Raw genomic sequence first — 18,949 nt, forward strand, 5'->3', positions numbered from 1 at the left:
ACATAAATCCTTTGTGCTAAATAACATCCATACATTAATTCATGTCTAATATATAGATTTATAATTATTTATTTAAAATAAATCCAGCTGTCCGGATGGCGCTTCCGGTGGTGAGTCCCCTTTTGCGGCTCTGTAACGACGCTGACGGCACAGCCGAATCACATTTTCTTTTTGTGCGTTACTCAGTGACAGCCACTGAAAACGCTCATCACGGCTCCGGTAGCATCCCCGGCAGTAGCCTTTTTCATTCATCTGACATATTCCCACACAAGGTGAAGGGATATCAAAAAAGTGAAGTTGTTCTGCCATCGGCTGATGTCCTTTTGTCTGATGCCCTGCCGGACAGGTAATGGTTATCCTGTAACCATCAGCATCCTGATAATTTGAATTGTAGTCAATTATCACGTTATAGTGTGAGCCATTACTGATAAATAACTGAAAGCACTCTGAGAGGTTACTTTATGCGTGTACTCCATACCATGCTCCGCGTGGGTGATATGCAACGTTCTGTCGATTTTTACACTAAGGTTCTCGGCATGCGTTTACTGCGCACCAGTGAAAACCCGGAATATAAATATTCTCTGGCTTTCGTGGGTTATAGTGACGAAAGTGAAGGCTCTGTTATCGAATTGACGTATAACTGGGGCACGGATTCCTATGAGATGGGAACGGCATTCGGCCATATCGCACTCGGCGTGGATGATGTCGCGGCGACCTGTGATGCTATCCGCAAGGCGGGCGGGAATGTGACCCGTGAAGCCGGTCCGGTTAAGGGCGGTACCACTATTATCGCGTTTGTGGAAGACCCGGACGGCTATAAGATTGAATTAATTGAAAATAAAAGTGCCGGGGCTGCTCTCGGTAACTGAGTGACTCCGTAAGAAGGATCAGAACGATCCTTCTTTTCCGGCTCAGCCCTTTCTCCCTCCGGCAAGCCGCGCTAGAATAGTGCGTTTTGTTTGTTTAATTAAGAGTCCCATGTCTGAAAATCAAAATCACAATACTCTGAGCGCACGTTTCCGCGGCTATTATCCTGTCGTTATTGATGTTGAAACCGGCGGTTTTAATGCCAGAACGGACGGGATGCTGGAAATTGCCGCCATTACCGTCAAAATGGATAACAACGGCTGGCTGATGCCGGATCAGCGGCTTGAATTTAATGTGCAGCCTTTTGAGGGTGCAAACCTTGATCCCGCCGCTCTGGCATTTACCGGTATTAATCCGGCCGACCCGGAGCGTAATGCGGTAACAGAATATGAAGCGCTGCATGCCATTTTCAAAATGGTCCGCAAAGGCATGAAAGATGCGGATTGCAAGCGGGCGATTATCGTGGCGCACAATGCAAATTTTGATCACAGCTTTGTGATGGCAGCGGCAGAACGCTGCGGACTGAAACGCAATCCGTTTCATCCGTTTGCCACCTTTGATACCGCCGCATTAAGCGGACTGTCTCTGGGCCAGACCATTCTGGCAAAAGCCTGTATCACCGCAGGTATCCCGTTTGACAGCAAAAAAGCCCACGGTGCGGCTTATGATACCGACCGTACCTCCCTGCTCTTTTGTGACATCGTCAACCGCTGGAAGAAACTGGGCGGCTGGCCGCCGGCGGCAGACAGTAATCAGTGAGAAAACGCCACCGTCAGGGTGGCGTTTTTCGCTATATTGTCATTAATGCGGGCAATATATCCGCTGATTAAAGTTTCATCAGTTCCGGCAGAATTTTCCCGCTAATTTCGGATATCACCTGACCAACGCTTTCACGGAATATCGCTTCAAATCCCGGTCTGGCAAGATACTCTTTTGCTTTGCCCAAATCAGCGATACTGCCAAGCTGAGAGAATTCCTCCTGAGCCACTTCCTTTCTCAGCAGATTTCCCGATTCTTCACGGATACCTTCAGAACCCGGTTCATATATTTTCCCGTTTATGGAGCTGAGCTGGGTAATAATCCCCCTCAGCGGACCACCTGAGATACTCACCAGCATGTCCGGTTGCAGAGGTTCGTTATTCTCAAGTTTACCTGCCAGTATATCCAGATGCTTTGGCAGACATTCTTTTGCTGACTCAAGTAAAATCTGAGAAAACAACGGAATCTGCACAGGCGGGGGCGGCGTTTCCGCTCGTATTTCCGTTTTTTCGCAACAGAAAGAGATATTTTTTATCCGGTCACCTAACTGATGCAGTGAGTTATTCACTTTCCCTTTTGCTGACATAAAAAAATCTGCCACGCTGTTGCAAATGCCGCTGAATCGCTCAGCCAGCCCGGGGACTCTTGCTGCCGTATCTTCAGTCAGTGTACCAAGCGCAGGTCCCGGCCCGCTGTATGAAATATACCCGGTTAAAATAACATTTTGTCCTGCTGATGTTGGCTGCATTTTTTTTCCTTTCTGTGTAATTAACGCCCCCACTCTAGAAAATAACCGCCCGGACAACTTTCATTTCACCGCCATCAGAAAAGCAAAAGCCCCGCAGCGGTGACACTGCAGGGCTTTTCTAAACAGTACGGGACGTGATTATTCTTCGTTTTCAGTCCGGTATTTTGCTGCGGTTTCTTTAATCAGTGGCTGTAATTCACCGCGCTGGAACATTTCCATAATGATATCACAGCCGCCGACCAGCTCACCGTCAACCCACAGTTGCGGGAACGTCGGCCAGTTAGCGTATTTTGGTAATTCAGCACGGATATCCGGATTCTGCAGAATATCCACATAAGCAAAACGCTCTTCACAGGCAGCCAGCGCCTGCACAGCCTGCGCGGAAAAACCGCAGCTCGGCAGCTTCGGAGAGCCCTTCATATACAGCAGAATCGGGTTTTCTTTAATCTGGCGTTCGATTTTTTCAATAGTCGTCGTCATGTAAAACGTCCTTCACTTCAGATCGGTTAGTACCGGTGTTAACTTACCCGCAGAATACCACTTTTCACTGCAAAGCGATATTGGTTTTAACATACTGTTAAAATCGGGCAGAGAGATCAATCCGGTGTATTTTCAGCTGAAAACACCCCCGGTCAAAACCGATCATTACATCTGTTAGTTACGGTATTTTCCTCTGATAAACAAGACCTCCGTCATTTTTTATCTTACGCAATGATGCCATAATCCGCACTTTATATCCTGTTAACAATCTGATGAGCTGAAAATGACCTTTGAGTGGTGGTTTGCCTATCTGATGACATCCGTAATTGTCAGTCTGTCTCCCGGCGCAGGTGCCATTAACAGCATGACGACGTCCGTCAATCACGGCTACCGGGGCGCGATTGCGGCCATTGCCGGGTTGCAGACCGGCCTGATGATGCTGATTATCCTGGTCGGTGTCGGGCTGGGGACATTGTTGTCACAATCGGTTCTTGCTTTTGAAATACTGAAATGGGCCGGGGCGGCCTATCTTATCTGGCTGGGGATCCGCCAGTGGCGGGCAGCGGGAACTATTGAGCTGAGTGCACAGGCGGCAACGCTGTCACACAAAAAGCTGTATAAGAATGGCGTACTGGTGAATATCTCGAACCCCAAAAGCATTGTTTTTCTCGCAGCACTGTTTCCGCAGTTTATTATGCCGCACCAGCCTCAGCTGATGCAGTATCTGATTCTGGGTGTCACCACCGTTGCCGCTGATATTATTGTCATGACAGGGTATGCCGTACTGGCACGGCAAATCGCGGTGTTTATCAAAAGCCCGGCACAGACCCGCGCCATGAATAAAGTGTTCGGATCATTATTTATGCTGGTCGGTGCCCTGCTGGCCTTTACCCGTCCGGCATGAGATAAACATATATAAATAACGCCCCGCATCATTATGGGGCGTTATAACTATAAAGCTAATATCTTAATCAAAAACATTATTAATAATTGATGTGACAATTGCGGTACTCACCGCAATAAGTACTAAATCGTTACCGGCGATACGCCATTCATACCCCGGATAATGCGGTAATTGCTCAAGCATAGAGGCAGGAACCGCTTTCTTTGCAATACCCGGCGGCAGTGGTTTTCCTCTGACCAGATTTTTGGCTATTCCCGGCGGCAACGCACTGTATCCGGTCAATCCGCTTCCCAGTGCAATTCTCCGCGCATCTCCGTAAGTCAGTGTCAGCGATATCCCGTTGCCGGAATCCGCAAACTCCCTGCTCTCTTTTCCGTTGCCTTTATGTCCTTGTTTTTTGGACTGTCCGTGAGGATTGCCATGCCCTTTGCCGTTTCCCGGGTCAGCATAAGATGAAAGCGGCACCGCTAAAAGTCCGGTGATAACCAATACAGCATTGCATACCTGTGTAAATCTGCGCATAACACAACCTCTGCGTATTAATACTAATGGTAAGCGTTGATCATTCCGCAAAATTACGCAATAGGATAACCGGACAACATGATTCGCCACTGTACTGAAAATTGGTTATCATCCCCTTCCGCTTTTTACCCGGATAACCCGATGTCTGACATTACCGATACCTTTATCGCCCCGCCGTGCCCGGAGCAGATTGACATTCTTTATCAGGATGAGCACCTGCTGCTGATTAACAAACCTGCAGGGCTGCTCAGTCTGTCGGGAAAGAATCCGCAGAATCTGGATTCCGTGCATTACCGGCTGGTACAGCTGTTTCCCGGCTGCACACTGGTACACCGGCTGGATTTCGGCACATCCGGGCTGCTGCTGGTAGCCCGTAACAAAGCCATTAATGCCGCGCTTTGCCGTCAGTTCAGTGAACGGACTGTGGAGAAAGGCTACAGTGCCCTGCTGTGCGGGCATCTGAATGAGAATGAAGGAATAATTGATGCGGCGATTACCAAAGATCCGGCGTTGTTTCCGCGCATGACGATATGTGCTGTCCGGGGGAAACCGGCCCGTTCACATTATCAGGTGACTGAGCGCTTTTATTATGAAACTGAGGACGGGCTCTCTCTGCCGGTCACCAGGGTGGCACTGACACCGGAAACCGGCCGCACGCATCAGCTCCGCATTCATTGTCAGTATCTGGGCCATCCGATTTTAGGGTGTGATCTCTATGGCGGGAAACTATTGCCGGGCACCGGAAATATTCCGCGGCTGATGCTGCACGCCGGGGAACTGGATTTTGTGCATCCGGTCAGCGGCGAACCGGTTAATGCCCGCAGTCCCTGTCCGTTCTGAACAGGGAAGCAGGCAGATGCGGATCACCACATCAAATCATCCGGGATTTTAAAATCAGCATACGGATCGTCTTCATCCGCTTCGTCCTGCGCCAGCGCATTATTTAACACAATGCTTTCCGCATCACGCTGTGTGATTTTATCTGCAACAACCGCCGGGATAATGGCATATTCACTCACACTGCTGTTTTCCGTGCTTAACCGGGCTATCGCCAGACGGCCGCTGATCAGCTGAGACTGTGTGGTTTTGTCCACGGCAATGCTTTTAATCACGTTGTTGTCGGTGAAATTAAAATCAATGCTGCCTTTTGAAATAATGATCCGGTTCATTTCAATCAGCTGCTTCACCTGAGCTTTATATTCTCTGGATAAAACAGCCTGTTTTTGCTGCTCACTCAGCTGTTTATCACGCTCAAGCTGCGCTTTTTTATTCTCTTCCACCGCTTCTCTGGCCTCACGGGCCTGAACGCGTGATTTTTTTGCTGTTCTGCGGACTTTATCCATTTTTTTGCTGGTCACCAGTCCGGCTTTCAGCATCTGCTCTTGTAATGTGAGTTTTGTCATTGTCTTTTCTGAATCAGTTTAATATTGCAGGTAATTATACCGGTAATTTTCAGGATTGTATCCGGCACGTCAGGCCAGCTGCATTTTCAGCCAGTAACCCTGCTGGCACAGACTGAAAAATTCTTTGTGCCGCGGAGAAATTGTTTTCGCTTTATCCCCCGTGACCGTCCAGACAATCCACTGTTCCGGGCACTGTTCGTCACCGGTCTGCACGGTAGTTTCTATCTCTTCACTGCACATCAGCTCAATACCATCGCGGAACTGCCATTTGCGGACACGCCGGATCACTTCAGAGAGCTCATCTTTCTGATAATGGTCACAAATAACATTGCAATCAGTATGGTTTTGTATCGCGCGGGAAATATAGTCTGCCAGCATCGTGATCATTCTTGTACTTTTGTCATAGCGGAGATTGTAAAGGGTCTGCGGCCGGTTGACAAACGGCGGTCGTTGTCACGCTTTCTGTAAAATTGTTAAATTTGCGCGGATTTCAGCCGGTAAACCCGTTATATTTAAGATTCCGCAGTCATACGGGGAAGACAGAATGAAACGCTATTATAACTGGATCTGCCGCCATAAGCTGTACACCCTGCTTATCGCCTTTATTATCACGGATATCATTCTGTGGGCGATTTTGTCTTTCACCATGTGAATAACACCCCCCCCCGGTATTTCACGCTGTTTTTTATGACAAAACTTGTTAAGATAATTCGCAGAATAATAACAGTAACCCGTCTGTGATGAGGTTACTGATTTAACCTTAACAAGGAGAATGCAATGTCGTTTGAATTACCTGCACTGCCTTATGCAAAAAATGCATTAGCGCCCTATATTTCTGAAGAAACACTGGAATACCACTACGGCAAACACCACAACACCTATGTGGTTAATCTGAATAACCTGATCAAAGGCACCGCATTTGAAGGTAAATCACTGGAAGAGATTATCAAAACCTCTGATGCCGGTATCTTCAATAACGCTGCTCAGGTCTGGAACCACACGTTCTACTGGCACTGCCTGGCACCAAATGCCGGTGGCGAACCAACCGGTAAAATTGCTGACGTGATTAACAAAGCGTTCGGTTCATTTGCCGAATTCAAACAGCAGTTTACCGATTCCGCAGTGAAAAACTTCGGTTCCGGCTGGACATGGCTGGTGAAAAAAGCAGACGGCAGCCTGGCTATCGTCAATACCTCTAACGCGGCAACCCCGGTCAGCGGTAACGACAAACCAATCTTAACCGTTGATGTCTGGGAACACGCTTATTATATCGACTACCGTAATGCCCGTCCTAAATACCTGGAAAACTTCTGGGCATTAGTGAACTGGAAATTTGCGGAAGAAAACCTGGCGTAATCCGGAAACACATTATCCGGTAACACAATACAGTTGATCAAAAAAGGGCGGAATTTTCCGCCCTTTTGTACTGTAAGGGGTGAATCAGAAAAGCATTGTTGCAAATAATACGATCATAACCAGTGCTGCAACCGCGGTTGACAAACCATATTTCAGATCTGTATCCATTCTTATCTCCAAAATAGCTGCTTAGTGACCTGATGATGATTACCTGACATCCTGAATCATCAAATTAATTAAAACGGATGGTCTGACCGGAAAACCCGAATAGCTGACCATATCAATAACCATAGCACAGGTAATATTTTTTACTTTTGACCCGGATCAGACAACAATGCCTGTTTTTACAGAAATTTTTCTATTGTTACCGCATAATGGCACTATAATAGCAATCGATTAACCGAATAATAAAATACAGACCGGCAGGTCAGGAGTTGTTTTCATCATGGCAACGATTAAAGATGTGGCTAAGCGCTCGGGCGTCTCCACCACAACCGTCTCCCATGTCATTAATAATACCCGTTTCGTTGCGGAAGAAACGAAGGCGGCTGTCTGGGCTGCTATCAAAGAACTGCACTATTCACCGAGCGCCGTGGCGCGCAGTCTGAAAGTCAATAACACCAAGTCCATCGGGCTGCTGGCCACCTCCAGTGAAGCGCCGTATTTTGCGGAAGTGATTGAGGCGGTGGAAAACAGCTGCTACAGCAAAGGGTATACCCTGGTGCTGTGCAACTCTCACAATAATCCTGACAAACAGAAAGCCTACCTGGCGATGCTGGCACAGAAACGTGTCGATGGTCTGCTGGTGATGTGTTCAGAGTACCCGGATCAGCTGATTGCCATGCTGGAAGGCTACCGCAATATCCCGATGGTTGTGATGGACTGGGGCAAAGCGCGCGGGGATTTCACCGATGCGATCATTGATAACGCCCTGCACGGCGGTTATCTCGCCGGCCGTTATCTGATTGAACGCGGACACCGTGATATCGCGGTTATTCCGGGGCCGCTTGAGCGGAACACCGGCGGCAACCGTCTGGAAGGATTCCGCAAAGCCATGAAAGAAGCAGGTATTACGGTGCGCGATGAATGGATTGTCCAGGGCGATTTTGAACCGGATTCCGGTTATCAGGCCATGACACAGATTTTATCCGGCAAACAGCGCCCGACAGCGGTATTCTGCGGCGGTGATGCTATGGCGATGGGCGCAATTTGCGCGGCTGATGAAATGGGTCTGCGCGTGCCGCAGGATATTTCTGTGATCGGGTATGACAATATCCGTAACGCCCGTTACTTTACCCCTGCCCTGACCACCATCCACCAGCCGAAAGAGCGGCTGGGACAAATGGCACTGACCATGCTGCTCGACCGCATCGTCAACAAACGCGAAGATGCGCAGACCATTGAGGTGCATCCGCGCCTGGTGGAACGCCGCTCTGTAGCGGATGGTCCGTTTATCGATTACCGCCGCTGAGGATCAGCGCAGCCATTCGGCATTGAGCGTGTTGCTGTCCCCGAGATAATCGAGCAGCCAGCTCAGTGCCGGAGAGGTGTCTTTATCCACCCAGGTGATACAGCACGGGCTGTCCGGCAATGGCTGCTCTATCTTCAGTGCTGCCAGCCGCCCCGCTTTAATCAGCGGATCGGCGCGGTGCGCCGGCATCATTGCCACACATAATCCCGATTCCACACAGGCAATCCCGCGATCCCAGTCCGGCACCACCAGGCGGCGCTGATTATCCAGTGCCCACGTATCGCGTTTCGGCAGAGAACGTGAGGTATCTTCCAGACACAAACTCGGGTACGGCACCATCTCCTCATTGGTCAGGACATGACCGGCAGAGGCCAGCGGATGATCCGGACTGACCACCGCACGCCACGGCATAAAGCCCATATCGCGGAAATTATAGCGCTCGCCGATAGGGGATGCGCGTGTCGCACCGATTGCCACATCCACCCGTCTGTCCACCAGCGCATCCCACACCCCGTTAAACACTTCCGGATAAATATACAACTCGATATCCGGGAAATGATGATAAAAATCCAGCAGAAGTCGCGTTATCCGTTCCGGTTTTACGATACAGTCAACGGCGATGCTGAATTGTCCGCGCCAGCCGTTGGCAATCATCTGGCACTGGTGACGTGTGGATTTCATTTTTTTGATGACATCACGCGCTTCTTTGACAAACAACGCCCCGGCAGGTGTCAGTTCAACATCGCGGTGACGCCGTTCAAACAGCGGAACCGCCAGCCACTCTTCCAGCTGGCGGACACTGTAGCTGATGGCAGAAGGCACCCGGTGCAGTTCCTCTGCCGCCGCACTGAAACTGCCTGTCCGCGCCACAGCATCCACCACATCCAGCGTATATTCTGACCACATAATCCTTCCTTTCAAAAAATTTCACAGCAGTGTGCAAATAATAACGTTTTACAAGGGAAAACTCGAATAGTTAAAATACTAACTCACGCATTACACTTATTTAACATTCAGGTATTTCTCTGTGACTGTCAATAAATCGCCTTCCCGCGGCTTTCTCTTTTATCTCGCCGGACTCAGCATGCTGGGTTATCTCGCGATTGATATGTATCTGCCTGCATTCGGTATGATGCAGGACTCTCTGAACTCCACAGCCAGCGCAATCAGCGCCAGTCTGAGTATCTTCCTGGTCGGTTTTGCCATCGGTCAGCTGTTATGGGGACCGCTCTCCGATAAAATCGGCCGTAAGCCGGTTCTGCTGATGGGCCTGAGCCTGTTTGCCCTGAGCTGTCTGGCCATGGTCTGGGTTTCCACCCCTGCCCAGTTATTATTACTGCGTTTTGTACAGGCCGTCAGTGTCTGCTCTGCCGCTGTCACCTGGCAGGCGCTGGTTATCGACCGTTATGACGATCACCGCGCACAGCGTGTTTTCGCCGCAATTATGCCGCTGGTGGCACTCTCTCCGGCACTGGCACCGTTACTGGGCGCATGGCTGCTCAACCACGGCGGCTGGCATGAAATTTTCCTCGTGCTCGGCGGTATCACCCTGCTGGTGCTGATCCCGACCCTGATGCTGAAAGAAAAGCATCATATCGCGCCGGATGCGGTCAAAACGGAAAAACAGAAAATTTCCTTCTTCCGTCTGCTGAAATCCCCGGTTTACAGCGGTAACGTGCTGATTTATGCCGCGTGCAGCGCCGGTTTCTTTGCCTGGCTGACCGGTTCGCCGTTTATTCTGCGCGATATGGGTTATAACCCGAATGATATCGGTCTGAGCTACATTCCGCAGACTATCGCCTTTATGGTCGGGGGCTACGGCTGCCGTGCCCTGTTGTCGCGGATTAACGGCAAAACATTATTACCGTTCCTGCTGGCCGGTTACGCCGTCAGTATGGTGGGCTTGTATGCTATGGCAAAATTCGGTAACCCGTCACTGGTGGCGATCCTGATCCCGTTCTGCTTTATGGCAGCAATGAATGGCGCGTCTTACCCGATTGCGGTATCAAACGCCCTGGCGGTTTACCCGGAACACAGCGGTAAAGCAGCAGCATTACAGAATGCCATTCAGCTCGGTTTATGCTCCGCGATCAGTTTCCTCGTTTCTGCCCTGATGCATGAGCCACTGCTCTCCACCACAGCAGTGATGGCGGCAACGGTGATACTGACCATCGGCGGTTATATTATCCAGCGCCGCCCTTCGCGCACCTCCGTGACTATTGCGGAACAAAATCAATAGATTGCACCTCCTATTAAGAATATTCCTAATTACAGGCCGTACTCAGGTACGGCCTTTTTTGTCATTGAATTTTAATTTCAGGCTCCTATACTTTTCTGACAATTCGTTTTAAATCCGGATTTTGAGCTTTGTTTTTGTTTTAACGATCACGTTAATACGCAGACTGTCACCCGATGACGGCCAATTACACCGGTTCTGTTGTTCCCGCGCAAAACGTCATAAATAAAGCACTCAGAATCCCGCTTTGATAAAAATTGGAGATAATATGAGTTCTGATTGTGTCGAAAATCAAAAAACGCCTGCCGACTCCTGGCAGCGGATTGCCTCCGATCTTTTAGACGAAGCCGGCATTGAGATTAATGGTTCCCGCCCTTTCGATATTCAGGTGCATAACCAGCAGTTCTTTAAACGGGTCTTGCAGCAGGGCTCTATGGGACTGGGTGAAAGCTATATGGATGGCTGGTGGGACTGTGAGCGGTTAGATATTTTCTTTCAGCGGGTGTTACGCGCCGGGCTGGAAAATAAACTGCCGCAGAATATCAACGATATTATAAAAATCGCCATGGCTCGTCTGCGTAATCTGCAAACCAAAAAACGGGCGCGGATTGTCGGCGAAGAACATTATGATCTGGGTAATGACCTGTTTGAGCTGATGCTCGACCCGTATATGCAGTATTCCTGCGGCTACTGGAAAGGTCTCAGTGATGACCCCGCCAATCTGGCGAAGGCGCAGGAACAGAAACTGCATCTCATCTGTGAAAAATTACAGCTGAAACCGGGTATGCAACTGCTGGATATCGGCTGCGGCTGGGGCGGACTGGCGGCGTATGCTGCGAAACATTTCGGTGTGTCGGTGACCGGTGTGACCATTTCCGCTGAGCAGCAAAAATATGCTCAGGCGCGTTGTAAGGATCTTGACGTAAATATTATCCTGGAAGATTACCGCGATTTGCATGAGCAATATGACCGGATTGTGTCTGTCGGGATGTTTGAGCACGTCGGGCCGAAAAATTACGCCACCTATTTTGATGTGGTCAAACGTAATCTGAAACCGGACGGTTTATTTTTACTGCACACCATCGGTTCAAACCGCAATAAAGTGAATGTGGATGCCTGGATCGGAAAATATATTTTCCCGAACGGTTGTCTGCCGTCTGTGCAGAATATCGGCGACAGCAGTGAAAATAAATTAGTAATGGAAGACTGGCATAATTTCGGGGCTGATTATGACCGGACACTAATGGCATGGCATTCCCGTTTTCAGGCAGCCTGGCCGTCACTGGAAAATAATTACACACCGCGCTTTAAGCGGATGTTCACCTATTATCTCAACGCCTGTGCCGGTGCATTCCGTGCCCGTGATATCCAGCTATGGCAGATATTATGGAGCCCGCAGGGTTGTGAGGGCGGATTACGCGTTCCGCGCTGAATATCATATCCGCAATAAACTATCCGCAATAAAAAATCCGGTCTGACAAAAATCAGTACCGGATTTTTTTATCTCAATAAAGTCAGGCCTGTGGTTTTTCCATTGGCACCGGCGGCGTCAGGCTTTCCTGCAACTGCTGCATTTTCTGCGCCAGCACCCGCTCGGTGGTATCAACAATGGCCTGTGTCTGCGGATCCAGCTCAATATTCACTTTATCGCCCAGCCGTTTTTTACCCAGCGTGGTGCGCTCACGGGTTTCCGGAATCAGATGCACACAGAAACGGTTATTCACCACATCCCCGATAGTCAGGCTGATACCATCAATACCGACAAAGCCTTTATGCAGGATATATTTCATCAGGGCTTTATCTTCGATGCGCAGCCAGATCTGATAATTATTTTCAGAGACAAAGATTTTGGCAATTTCCGCCGTGGTGACAATATGACCGGACATAATATGCCCGCCGATTTCATCACCGTATTTAGCGGCTCTTTCCAGATTGACCACATCTCCGGTTTTAATGCTGCCGAGATTGGTTAGTCTTAAGGTTTCCTTAACCAGATCAAAACTGATTAAATCCCCGTCTATTTTTGTGACTGTCAGGCAACAGCCGTTATGTGCCACTGATGCGCCCGTTTCTATCCCGGCCAGCATATCAGGCGGGAATTTCACAGTGTGAGTACGAAAGTTTTCTTTTTCTTCGATGGCGACGACGGGGCCTTTGCCTTGTACAATCCCGGTAAACATGCGGATCTCCAGTCAGTATTCGGATAGATTTATGCAGTTTATCCTGAAACAGAGAATTAAACAGCCCTTCCCGTTACATCCCGCACATTTAATTGTATTGGCTTGTATTTGATTAATCGCTAGAATGATTTTTCCGCCTGATCCGGTAAATGTGTTACGAATCCCGGAAAGTCTTTCCTCCTCCTTTTATCAGAATAAATAAGGTGTATTACGTGCAGAAGTATTTGAAAGAAGCGCGTACTTTGCTGGCTCTTGGTATTCCCGTTATTATCGCGCAGTTTACACAGACAGCGATGGGCGTGGTTGACACTGTGATGGCCGGCAGAGTCAGTGCGACAGATATGTCCGCCGTGGCTGTCGGTACCTCCATCTGGCTGCCCGCTATCCTGTTCGGCCACGGTCTGCTGATGGCGCTGACCCCGGTGGTCGCGCAGCTCAACGGCTCCGGCCGCCGTCCGCTGATTGCCAATCAGATCCGCCAGGGTATGTGGCTGGCGGCATTTTTATCCGTCCTGGTCATCGCGGTGCTCTATAACAGCCGCTACATTATTGAAAATATGCCGCATATTGACCCGGTCCTGGCTGAAAAAGCCGTCGGATTCACCCACGCTATTATGTGGGGGGCACCGGGTTACCTGTTTTATCAGGTGCTGCGCAGCCAGTGTGAAGGACTGTCGAAAACCAAACCGGGGATGGTAATTGGTTTTCTCGGCCTGCTGGTGAATATCCCGGTCAACTATATCTTTATTTACGGGAAATTCGGCGCGCCTGCTCTCGGCGGTGTCGGGTGTGGTGTCGCGACCGCTTCCGTATTCTGGGCAATGTTCCTGTTTATGCGCTGGTATGTGAAACATGCCCGTTCGCAGCGTGATGTGCAGCCGAAGAGCCGCTTTACCCCGCCGGACTGGGCGGTAATGAAACGGATCACGCAGCTCGGTCTCCCAATCGCTCTGGCGCTGTTCTTTGAGGTCACGCTGTTTGCCATTGTTGCCCTGCTGGTTGCGCCACTAGGTGTGACGGCGGTGGCCGGACATCAGATTGCCCTGAACTTCAGCTCGCTGATGTTTATGTTCCCGATTTCACTGGGGATCGCCACCACTATCCGTATCGGCTTTAACCTCGGAAAAAGTTCCACGGAGAAAGCGCGTGTATCCGCCTATACCGGGCTGGGTGTCGGGCTGATGATCGCGGCGGTGACGGCGCTCTTTACTGTGCTGTTCCGTGAACCTATCGCGCTGCTGTATAACGACAATCCGGAAGTAGTGATTATGGCCTCCGGCCTGATGCTGTTTGCCGGTATTTATCAGCTGTCGGATTCCGTTCAGGTAATCGGTGCCGGTGTGCTGCGCGGTTATAAAGACACGCGCGCCATCTTCTATGTCACCTTTACGGCTTACTGGATCCTCGGCCTGCCGTCCGGTTATATTCTCGGACTGACAGATCTGGTGGTACCGGCGATGGGCCCTGCCGGGTTCTGGATCGGTTTTATCATCGGATTAACCGCCGCAGCCATCGGTATGGCATGCCGGATCCTGTGGTTACAGAAACAGCCGGACAGTTTTATCCTGCAACGCGCCGGTCGTTAACGGCTTTTTGACGGGGGAAATGCACAGTTTTCAGTCCGATAGCATTAAATACGAGCAGTCGGACAAGAAAATGTGTTTTTCCCCTTGCAAGAGTCGGTTCGGATCGTTAATATTCGTCCCCGTTGTCAGCGAAGATATTAAAGAATGCGTCCATAGCTCAGTTGGTTAGAGCACCACCTTGACATGGTGGGGGTCGGTGGTTCGAGTCCACTTGGACGCACCATTTACTTCGCAAAGCAATTTTCACACAGTGCGTCCATAGCTCAGTTGGTTAGAGCACCACCTTGACATGGTGGGGGTCGGTGGTTCGAGTCCACTTGGACGCACCATTTCTCAGCAGTTCCGTTTTACCTCCCTTTTCAGTTCATCCGATTTTCAGTCAGTTACCCTCTTCTGTTTTCATTGTACTTCTGCGTATCAATACAGCTGTTTTCTTGCGTTACCGCAAGAATGTTAATTTATTTCTGATTTTATGATTCAAATCACACTAATAACCCTCTATAATGCCTGCGTAGTTGTTGAATGGATTCAGCTTGCTGATTTACAAGCACTGAAACAGAGAGGCGTGATAAAAAACACGCTATACTGAATCTGTTTTTTTACAAAAACGACTAATTTTAATAACCGGGGATCACGACAATTGCCTGTTCTTACTCATGCGGTGTGAATACAGGCGGTTGTTCACTATTTACTCTCAATAACTGTAGATGGGCTGTCATGAAAAAGACCAAAATTGTTTGTACTATCGGACCTAAAACCGAATCAGAAGAGAAACTCGAAGCACTGTTAGATGCCGGCATGAATGTTATGCGTCTGAACTTCTCCCACGGCGATTACGAAGAACATGGTCAGCGCATCAAAAATCTGCGTGCTGTCTGTGCGCGTACCGGTAAGAAAGCAGCCATTTTACTGGATACCAAAGGCCCTGAAATCCGTACCATTAAACTGGAAGGCGGCAATGATGTCGCGCTGGTGGCGGGTCAGACCTTTACCTTTACCACGGATAAATCTGTCATCGGTAACAATGAGCGTGTTGCCGTCACTTATGCGGGCTTCGCGCAGGATCTGAAACCGGGCAATATCGTTCTGGTCGATGACGGTCTGATCGGCATGCGTGTCAAAGAAACCACCGCAACAGAGGTTATCTGTGAAGTTCTGAATAACGGTGACCTCGGTGAAAACAAAGGGGTTAACCTGCCGAATGTGTCTATCGGCCTCCCGGCTCTGGCAGAAAAAGACAAACAGGATCTGATTTTCGGCTGCGAGCAGAATGTTGACTTCGTTGCCGCCTCCTTTATCCGTAAACGTGCCGATGTGGACGAAATCCGTGCTCACCTCAAAGCCAACGGCGGCGAACATATCCAGATCATCTCCAAGATTGAAAACCAGGAAGGGATGAACAACTTCGATGAAATCCTCGAAGCCTCTGACGGTATCATGGTTGCCCGTGGTGACCTGGGTGTGGAAATTCCGGTTGAAGAAGTGATTTTCGCGCAGAAACTGATGATCGAAAAATGTAATACTGCACGTAAAGTGGTCATTACCGCGACTCAGATGCTTGACTCCATGATCAAAAACCCGCGCCCTACCCGTGCGGAAGCCGGTGACGTTGCCAACGCCATCCTCGACGGTACCGATGCGGTTATGCTGTCCGGTGAAAGTGCGAAAGGGAAATATCCGGTTGAAGCTGTCAGCATCATGGCAACTATCTGTGAGCGTACTGATCGCGTGATGCACAGCCGTCTCGGCGATTTACAGGCCGGTAAAAAACTGCGTGTGACTGAAGCAGTCTGCCGTGGTGCGGTTGAAATGTCAGAAAACCTGGATGCCCCGCTGATTGTTGTGGCAACCGCCGGTGGTAAATCCGCGAAGTCTGTCCGTAAATACTTCCCGAAAGCCCCGATTCTGGCGCTGACCACCAACGAAACCACTGCCCGTCAGTTACTGCTGGTGAAAGGTGTGACCACCAAACTGGTGAACGAAATCTTATCAACCGATGATTTCTACCGTATCGGCCGCGAAGCCGCGCTGGAAAGCGGTCTGGCCACCAACGGTGAAATCGTGGTGATGGTATCCGGTGCGTTAGTACCAAGCGGCACCACCAATACCTCATCCGTACAATTACTGTAATATTTTTCAGCATTATCTGAATTAATGAGAGCACCCGCTGCACGGGTGCTTTTTTTATTCTAAACTGTAGGGGAACATGAAATGAAGCAACGGGCCGCAGAATAATTGCCGCTTTCTGAATACGGGATAATACCGCACTGCTGTATCTGTCTCCGCATCAGATTATTTGGTTGAGAATTACGCAATTGCCGTTTTTTTTTGATTTATTTTGCGGTTTCAGGAAAATAATCTTTGTAAACGCTGAATTTCTATTCTCTTTCCCTATTGAAATGTGTAATATCATTACTGCTACTTGGTGATTAACTTTAATCTAGAGGGTATTAAAATGGGTCGTTCTAAGATTGTATTAGGTGCTGTAGTTTTAGCTTCTGCATTATTAGCAGGTTGTTCTTCTAACGCTAAATTTGACCAACTGGACAACGACGTTAAGACGCTGAATGCCAAAGTTGATCAACTGAGCAACGACGTTAACGCAATCCGCGCTGATGTTCAGCAGGCTAAAGACGAAGCAGCACGCGCTAACCAGCGCTTAGACAACCAGGTTCGTTCTTACAAAAAATAATTTGTAATCACGATCTGAAGAACAGGTGGCGTAGCATAAATTATGTTACGCCATTTTTTTATGCCTGCGATTTATGCCGGGCGTAAAAAAACCGCCTCACAACGGAAGCGGTTTTCATCTGTCACAGCGTAAAAGCGATATTACTCTGCGCTGTTTTCCTCACGGACAATCGGACCCGGCTGGGTTAACTGACCCGGTGCAAAATCGGCCGGTTTCAGGTTCAGTGCCTTCACTTCCGCTTCTTCGTCCATTTCCACCGGTGCAAAGTTGGTTTTCTCTGCCGGTGCCGCTTCCTGCTTATACTCCGCATCACGGCTGACATTCACCGGCATACCGGAGCGGCGGGCAATCGCCTGCTCAACGATGGCGCTGTTAGTGTCCGGAGACTGAATAAAGCTGGTCAGTCCGGCAGAACGCGCAATCGGCATAGTCTGCGGGTCGTCATTTTTATTACGGGACAGTGGCTGATGTACTTCCACATAGCGCTGACCATCCGGTTCAACGGCATATTTCACCGGCTCATTCACGATCTGAACCCGTGTACCTTTCGGAATGGTTTTAAACAGTGCTTCAATATCATGCGGACGCAGACGGATACAACCGGAGCTGACACGCATACCGATACCAAAGTCCGCATTGGTGCCGTGGATCAGGTATTCACCGCGACCGTGCGCCAGACGCAGAGCAAACAGCCCCATCGGGTTTTCCGGACCGGCCGGGATAACTGCCGGTAACGTGATCCCCTGAGCCGCATAGGCTTTGCGGATATTCGCGGTTGGTGTCCAGGTCGGATCTTTGATCAGCTGGGAAACTGAGGTGGTCATAACCGGGGTATCACGCCCCAGCTGACCGATACCAATAGGGTAGACCCGTACGGTATTGGTGCCCTGCGGGTAATAGAACAGACGCAGTTCCGCCAGGTTAATCACAATACCCTGATGCGGGGTATCCGGCAGGATCAGTTGTGACGGGATAATCAGTTCGCTGCCGGGTTTCGGCAGATACGGATCCGTCCCCGGGTTAGCTTCCAGCATCGCCAGCAGGCCGATACCGTATTCGGCGGCAATCGCTTCCAGTGAGCGTCCGTCATCCGGCACAACATAGGTGACGTTTTCACCGATGACCCGGCCCTTATCCGCAGGGAGTTGATATTCGGTTGCCCGGGCTGTTAACGCAGTAACCGCTAACAACAGCCCGCCCAGCAACGGGAGAATTCGTTTCATTCCAGATCCTCAGCTGATGGTATAAAAAAATACGTGGCCGCTTTCCGGCCACGCCAAGTAATATATTATTAGCAGAGTAAGTAAAAGGGAACGATGTTTTATCTCATTTGCTGCGTGTTTTGTATGATTGTTCTGACCATGGCGTTCAGTCCCTGAGTACGGGACGGGGTCAGATGGACAGAAAGTGCCAGTTCCGAGAAGATTTGCGCGATATCCAGATCACGGATTTCCGCCGGCGTTTTTCCCTGATACAGCGCGATAACCAGCGCTACCAGGCCTTTGACAATCGCGGCGTCGCTGTCACCGGCGAACCAGACCCGCCCTTCCTCGTCCTGCTGCATGAGGATCCAGACCTGACTCTGACAACCCGATATTTTATACTGCGGCTGCCGCTGTGCTTCTGTCAGCGCCGGTAATTTTTCGCCCAGCTCAATCAGATACAGATAACGTTCCTCCCAGTCATGACAACGGGAGAAATTGCGCAGTAATTTTGCCTGATCCGGCAGCGTAATTTTCATCAGG

The 18,949-nt window shown here is 49.7% G+C and carries 21 protein-coding genes and 2 tRNA genes; 13 read left to right on the forward strand and 10 right to left on the reverse strand.

What is annotated here, in order from left to right:
- Positions 1-72: 72 nt before the first annotated feature.
- Positions 73-309: a DUF1289 domain-containing protein gene (locus tag GN208_RS11240; protein WP_004235482.1), complete on the reverse strand. Its 237-nt coding sequence runs from the start codon at positions 307-309 to the stop codon at positions 73-75.
- A 152-nt stretch (positions 310-461) separates the two neighbouring features.
- Between GN208_RS11240 and gloA the strand changes: the two genes are divergently transcribed.
- Together gloA and rnt are read left to right on the forward strand one after the other, a co-directional pair.
- Positions 462-869 (forward strand): lactoylglutathione lyase, encoded by a 408-nt coding sequence (gloA, locus tag GN208_RS11245; RefSeq protein WP_004235481.1) that lies wholly within the window; start codon positions 462-464, stop codon positions 867-869.
- 109 nt (positions 870-978) lie between these two features.
- Positions 979-1,626: a ribonuclease T gene (gene rnt / locus GN208_RS11250; RefSeq protein WP_004235480.1), complete on the forward strand. Its 648-nt coding sequence runs from the start codon at positions 979-981 to the stop codon at positions 1,624-1,626.
- 67 nt (positions 1,627-1,693) lie between these two features.
- Here rnt and GN208_RS11255 read toward each other — a convergent pair whose 3' ends face one another.
- Both GN208_RS11255 and GN208_RS11260 read right to left on the reverse strand, forming a co-directional pair.
- A complete protein-coding gene (locus GN208_RS11255; RefSeq protein ID WP_225903345.1) occupies positions 1,694-2,431 on the reverse strand; it encodes a hypothetical protein in 738 nt (245 codons plus the stop codon).
- A gap of 81 nt (positions 2,432-2,512) precedes the next feature.
- Positions 2,513-2,854, reverse strand: coding sequence for a Grx4 family monothiol glutaredoxin (locus tag GN208_RS11260; protein WP_004235478.1), 342 nt, complete (start codon positions 2,852-2,854; stop codon positions 2,513-2,515).
- Positions 2,855-3,137: 283 nt separating this feature from the next.
- Here GN208_RS11260 and rhtB point away from each other — a divergent pair, with 283 nt between their 5' ends.
- A complete protein-coding gene (rhtB, locus tag GN208_RS11265; RefSeq protein ID WP_004235477.1) occupies positions 3,138-3,758 on the forward strand; it encodes a homoserine/homoserine lactone efflux protein in 621 nt (206 codons plus the stop codon).
- Positions 3,759-3,821: 63 nt separating this feature from the next.
- On the opposite strand, the gene GN208_RS11270 is transcribed toward rhtB, so the two are convergent.
- The gene (locus tag GN208_RS11270; protein WP_015422752.1) at positions 3,822-4,280 is read right to left on the reverse strand and encodes an anti-virulence regulator CigR family protein; all 459 of its coding nucleotides are present in this window, start codon (positions 4,278-4,280) and stop codon (positions 3,822-3,824) included.
- Between the two features lie 141 nt (positions 4,281-4,421).
- Between GN208_RS11270 and GN208_RS11275 the strand changes: the two genes are divergently transcribed.
- Entirely contained in the window at positions 4,422-5,120 is a 699-nt protein-coding gene (locus GN208_RS11275; protein WP_032098093.1) for an RluA family pseudouridine synthase, read from the forward strand.
- A 23-nt stretch (positions 5,121-5,143) separates the two neighbouring features.
- Here the strand turns inward: GN208_RS11275 and GN208_RS11280 are convergent, their stop codons facing one another.
- The gene (locus GN208_RS11280) at positions 5,144-5,683 is read right to left on the reverse strand and encodes a DUF2058 domain-containing protein (protein ID WP_004235472.1); all 540 of its coding nucleotides are present in this window, start codon (positions 5,681-5,683) and stop codon (positions 5,144-5,146) included.
- A 69-nt stretch (positions 5,684-5,752) separates the two neighbouring features.
- Positions 5,753-6,061 carry a hypothetical protein gene (locus GN208_RS11285; protein WP_004239103.1) on the reverse strand — a complete coding sequence of 103 codons (309 nt, stop codon included), beginning with the start codon at positions 6,059-6,061 and terminating at the stop codon, positions 5,753-5,755.
- Positions 6,062-6,460: 399 nt separating this feature from the next.
- Between GN208_RS11285 and sodB the strand changes: the two genes are divergently transcribed.
- Together sodB and purR are read left to right on the forward strand one after the other, a co-directional pair.
- Positions 6,461-7,039: a superoxide dismutase [Fe] gene (sodB, locus tag GN208_RS11290; RefSeq protein ID WP_004235459.1), complete on the forward strand. Its 579-nt coding sequence runs from the start codon at positions 6,461-6,463 to the stop codon at positions 7,037-7,039.
- Between the two features lie 445 nt (positions 7,040-7,484).
- The gene (gene purR / locus GN208_RS11295) at positions 7,485-8,510 is read left to right on the forward strand and encodes an HTH-type transcriptional repressor PurR (RefSeq protein ID WP_004235455.1); all 1,026 of its coding nucleotides are present in this window, start codon (positions 7,485-7,487) and stop codon (positions 8,508-8,510) included.
- 3 nt (positions 8,511-8,513) lie between these two features.
- Here the strand turns inward: purR and punR are convergent, their stop codons facing one another.
- The gene (punR, locus tag GN208_RS11300) at positions 8,514-9,416 is read right to left on the reverse strand and encodes a DNA-binding transcriptional activator PunR (protein ID WP_004235453.1); all 903 of its coding nucleotides are present in this window, start codon (positions 9,414-9,416) and stop codon (positions 8,514-8,516) included.
- A 121-nt stretch (positions 9,417-9,537) separates the two neighbouring features.
- Between punR and punC the strand changes: the two genes are divergently transcribed.
- Both punC and cfa read left to right on the forward strand, forming a co-directional pair.
- Entirely contained in the window at positions 9,538-10,749 is a 1,212-nt protein-coding gene (gene punC / locus GN208_RS11305; protein WP_004239098.1) for a purine nucleoside transporter PunC, read from the forward strand.
- A gap of 265 nt (positions 10,750-11,014) precedes the next feature.
- On the forward strand, positions 11,015-12,178 hold the full coding sequence (cfa, locus tag GN208_RS11310; protein ID WP_004235450.1) for a cyclopropane fatty acyl phospholipid synthase: 1,164 nt from the start codon (positions 11,015-11,017) through the stop codon (positions 12,176-12,178).
- Positions 12,179-12,260: 82 nt separating this feature from the next.
- Here the strand turns inward: cfa and GN208_RS11315 are convergent, their stop codons facing one another.
- The gene (locus GN208_RS11315) at positions 12,261-12,926 is read right to left on the reverse strand and encodes a riboflavin synthase (protein ID WP_004235447.1); all 666 of its coding nucleotides are present in this window, start codon (positions 12,924-12,926) and stop codon (positions 12,261-12,263) included.
- Positions 12,927-13,138: 212 nt separating this feature from the next.
- Between GN208_RS11315 and GN208_RS11320 the strand changes: the two genes are divergently transcribed.
- The 5 genes from GN208_RS11320 (at position 13,139) to GN208_RS11340 (ending at position 17,204) form a co-directional block, all read left to right on the forward strand.
- A complete protein-coding gene (locus tag GN208_RS11320; protein ID WP_004239095.1) occupies positions 13,139-14,512 on the forward strand; it encodes an MATE family efflux transporter in 1,374 nt (457 codons plus the stop codon).
- 146 nt (positions 14,513-14,658) lie between these two features.
- A tRNA-Val gene (locus tag GN208_RS11325) sits at positions 14,659-14,735 on the forward strand.
- A gap of 29 nt (positions 14,736-14,764) precedes the next feature.
- A tRNA-Val gene (locus GN208_RS11330) sits at positions 14,765-14,841 on the forward strand.
- Between the two features lie 388 nt (positions 14,842-15,229).
- On the forward strand, positions 15,230-16,642 hold the full coding sequence (pykF, locus tag GN208_RS11335; protein ID WP_004235443.1) for a pyruvate kinase PykF: 1,413 nt from the start codon (positions 15,230-15,232) through the stop codon (positions 16,640-16,642).
- Between the two features lie 325 nt (positions 16,643-16,967).
- Positions 16,968-17,204, forward strand: coding sequence for a major outer membrane lipoprotein (locus tag GN208_RS11340; protein ID WP_004239093.1), 237 nt, complete (start codon positions 16,968-16,970; stop codon positions 17,202-17,204).
- Between the two features lie 140 nt (positions 17,205-17,344).
- Here the strand turns inward: GN208_RS11340 and GN208_RS11345 are convergent, their stop codons facing one another.
- Together GN208_RS11345 and sufE are read right to left on the reverse strand one after the other, a co-directional pair.
- A complete protein-coding gene (locus tag GN208_RS11345) occupies positions 17,345-18,427 on the reverse strand; it encodes a L,D-transpeptidase family protein (protein WP_004235440.1) in 1,083 nt (360 codons plus the stop codon).
- A gap of 98 nt (positions 18,428-18,525) precedes the next feature.
- On the reverse strand, positions 18,526-18,945 hold the full coding sequence (gene sufE, locus GN208_RS11350) for a cysteine desulfuration protein SufE (protein ID WP_004235438.1): 420 nt from the start codon (positions 18,943-18,945) through the stop codon (positions 18,526-18,528).
- Positions 18,946-18,949: the final 4 nt, after the last annotated feature.

This window comes from Morganella sp. HSTU-ASny43 (assembly GCF_022819185.1).
GTDB lineage: Bacteria > Pseudomonadota > Gammaproteobacteria > Enterobacterales > Enterobacteriaceae > Morganella > Morganella morganii.

Bases quoted from the DNA above. Each gene is read 5' to 3' on its own strand.
- GN208_RS11240 (WP_004235482.1), bottom strand. From the start codon at position 309: ATGGCAGAACAACTTCACTTTTTTGATATCCCTTCACCTTGTGTGGGA.
- gloA (WP_004235481.1), top strand. From the start codon at position 462: ATGCGTGTACTCCATACCATGCTCCGCGTGGGTGATATGCAACGTTCT.
- rnt (WP_004235480.1), top strand. From the start codon at position 979: ATGTCTGAAAATCAAAATCACAATACTCTGAGCGCACGTTTCCGCGGC.
- GN208_RS11260 (WP_004235478.1), bottom strand. From the start codon at position 2,854: ATGACGACGACTATTGAAAAAATCGAACGCCAGATTAAAGAAAACCCG.
- rhtB (WP_004235477.1), top strand. From the start codon at position 3,138: ATGACCTTTGAGTGGTGGTTTGCCTATCTGATGACATCCGTAATTGTC.
- GN208_RS11270 (WP_015422752.1), bottom strand. From the start codon at position 4,280: ATGCGCAGATTTACACAGGTATGCAATGCTGTATTGGTTATCACCGGA.
- GN208_RS11275 (WP_032098093.1), top strand. From the start codon at position 4,422: ATGTCTGACATTACCGATACCTTTATCGCCCCGCCGTGCCCGGAGCAG.
- GN208_RS11280 (WP_004235472.1), bottom strand. From the start codon at position 5,683: ATGACAAAACTCACATTACAAGAGCAGATGCTGAAAGCCGGACTGGTG.
- GN208_RS11285 (WP_004239103.1), bottom strand. From the start codon at position 6,061: ATGCTGGCAGACTATATTTCCCGCGCGATACAAAACCATACTGATTGC.
- sodB (WP_004235459.1), top strand. From the start codon at position 6,461: ATGTCGTTTGAATTACCTGCACTGCCTTATGCAAAAAATGCATTAGCG.
- purR (WP_004235455.1), top strand. From the start codon at position 7,485: ATGGCAACGATTAAAGATGTGGCTAAGCGCTCGGGCGTCTCCACCACA.
- punR (WP_004235453.1), bottom strand. From the start codon at position 9,416: ATGTGGTCAGAATATACGCTGGATGTGGTGGATGCTGTGGCGCGGACA.
- cfa (WP_004235450.1), top strand. From the start codon at position 11,015: ATGAGTTCTGATTGTGTCGAAAATCAAAAAACGCCTGCCGACTCCTGG.
- GN208_RS11315 (WP_004235447.1), bottom strand. From the start codon at position 12,926: ATGTTTACCGGGATTGTACAAGGCAAAGGCCCCGTCGTCGCCATCGAA.
- pykF (WP_004235443.1), top strand. From the start codon at position 15,230: ATGAAAAAGACCAAAATTGTTTGTACTATCGGACCTAAAACCGAATCA.
- GN208_RS11340 (WP_004239093.1), top strand. From the start codon at position 16,968: ATGGGTCGTTCTAAGATTGTATTAGGTGCTGTAGTTTTAGCTTCTGCA.
- GN208_RS11345 (WP_004235440.1), bottom strand. From the start codon at position 18,427: ATGAAACGAATTCTCCCGTTGCTGGGCGGGCTGTTGTTAGCGGTTACT.
- sufE (WP_004235438.1), bottom strand. From the start codon at position 18,945: ATGAAAATTACGCTGCCGGATCAGGCAAAATTACTGCGCAATTTCTCC.